At 59.7% G+C, this 2,044-nt stretch carries 2 protein-coding genes and 1 pseudogene; all 3 read right to left on the bottom strand.

The window, feature by feature from the left end:
• Window positions 1-497, bottom strand: a pseudogene (locus WH5701_RS18145) (penicillin-binding protein 2); the annotation flags it as partial.
• Window positions 497-934 (bottom strand): hypothetical protein, encoded by a 438-nt coding sequence (locus tag WH5701_RS15995; RefSeq protein ID WP_006169712.1) that lies wholly within the window; start codon window positions 932-934, stop codon window positions 497-499. The pseudogene WH5701_RS18145 and the gene WH5701_RS15995, both read right to left, overlap by 1 nt.
• 53 nt (window positions 935-987) lie before the next feature.
• Window positions 988-2,044: CPBP family intramembrane glutamic endopeptidase (locus WH5701_RS00100; protein WP_006169711.1), on the bottom strand; the 1,057-nt coding region annotated here is incomplete at its 5' end.

The raw sequence follows: 2,044 nt of genomic DNA, 5'->3' as shown, positions 1-2,044 counted from the left end.
CGTTTTGCTGTTTCAGGGTCGAGCTCCTCGCCCAACTTGATTCCCGAAGAACGTGTCCGAAGGGCTTTCAACAACTCAGACGCTGGAATCGCTAGGTGAGGAGCCAAAAGCTCCACCACATCGGAGGAGGGGCGTACCAGGTTTGGGGGGTCCCCAGGAAGGTTGAAATAACGGGGGTGGGCCCAAAGACGGAAGCGCTTCTCATCGATTGCGACCAAGCGACCGGTGCGATCAACAATCGGTCGACGTTGCCCCAAGGGACGGGTGCGTTGGGTTTGAAGCTGGCGTGCCTGCTCTTCCAACGCCGGAGCTTGCACCAACTGGAGCCAAGCCATCCGGCCGACGAGGCCCAACAAGCCCGTGCAAAGGATCAAAAAAACAATCCACAAGCGGTTCGGTGGGACTGGCGCCAACGCAACAACCCTTGAACGGGTCCGATTCGTGGACGGGCGCGACGGACGACGCGACCGCTGCTCAGGGCGGGAGCGTCTCGTCATTAATACCCCGAGCGTGGCCGCTGGAACATCACCTCACCAATCGAAGCGGCCAACGACGCATGGGCCGATGGCTGGATTGCGGAGATGGGTCGCTCAACATGAACAAGGTTGGCAACTTGCGTCGGGACGAGGCTTGCCGGCTGAGTGGTGCTCCTTAACAGATGCTGTTCCATCACAGCTGTTGATTCAGTCAAGCGATGGGCCTGAATGCGCGTGGACTCAAGACGATTGAAGGCCACGGTCCAACGGTGCTGCCAGTGCAGGGTCAAACCAGCCAACACAGCAGCAGCGCCAACAACCCCCAGCAGGGTGCCGTCCATCACACGATGCACGCCTCCTAACCAGGGCGATCGCCTGGCAATGCGTCCAGACGACAAAGAACCTTGAATGAGCTCTAAGGTCCGGGTCGTTGAGCGCTTTTCCGGAGCGGCTACCACCCTGGGAATAGCGAATACGTAAGTGAACCACCTGCTTCAAGGAGCGGCAAGGCTCAGAGCACAAGCAAATTGAGAAAGGTGATGGCATTCCAAAGGGCATGCATCAACACCGATGGAAGGAGTCGGCCCGTGCTGACGCGCACCAATGCCAAGCCAATGCCGAGCACAGTTAAGGGCGCCAACTCACCGATGCTGATGTGGGCCATGGCAAACAACAGGGCACTCAGCACAACGCCCACCGCGGTGCCCCAGCGCTTCGCCAAAACCGGAAGAAGCGCTCCGCGAAAAATGATCTCTTCAAACAGCGGCGCCAACACGACAGCTGTTAAACCGAGAAGGACCAGAGCCAGTGGATCTTGGCTACCCAAAACGAGCTCCAATAGGGGATTGCTGCCACCGGGGTCGCCAACCAAGCGAACCAACAGCCAACCCGTTGCCACCACCACAGGCGTCACCATCAACCAACCTCCAACGGCTGACGAGATGGCTCCGGGCCATGGCCGCCAGCGCCACTGGAGCCACCCCCCTTTGGGTGCCTGAGCGCGAGGCAGTGCCTTGAGCTGACGCCAAAGGATGAACAAACTTGGCAGGGCCATCACGCTGTAATTAATCACCACCGTGACGGCCTCGCGCCGTGGACTTTCGAGCCCGGCGGTGAAGCTTGCAACCAACGGCAGGGCGACCAACGGAACGCCGACAGCGCTGATCACCACAAAACCACCGGCCACCAACAACACCACATCAATCAGGCTGAGTGCGGGCCCATCCACGGCCGGCCAAGGCTGAAGGCGCCCCCTTAAAGCTCGAACGATTTGAACCAACAACAGCAAACTTCCCAGCAAAACTGTGAGTAGAGGCAATAGGCCACTCACGGCAAGGCGCCAGGCCGCTGCTGACGCCACATCGGCATCAACACAACCATCAACGCTCGAGGGTTGTCGCTCACAAATCAATCGCCGGATGAGCGGATCAGTGAGCCAGCGGTTCTCAACCACAGGAGGCTCCTGATCCGACTGCAGCAATCCCAGCAGTAACTGCTGCCGGTCGTTACGGTCCGCTGGGGAACTGCCCTCCAAGGCTTGAAGCAACGCCTCGCGGGGATCTCCGCCC

Source organism: Synechococcus sp. WH 5701 (genome assembly GCF_000153045.1).
Classification (GTDB): domain Bacteria; phylum Cyanobacteriota; class Cyanobacteriia; order PCC-6307; family Cyanobiaceae; genus Regnicoccus_A; species Regnicoccus_A antarcticus.
The sequence above is the reverse complement of the archived record's forward strand: the minus strand, read 5'-3'. Positions and strand labels throughout refer to the sequence as shown.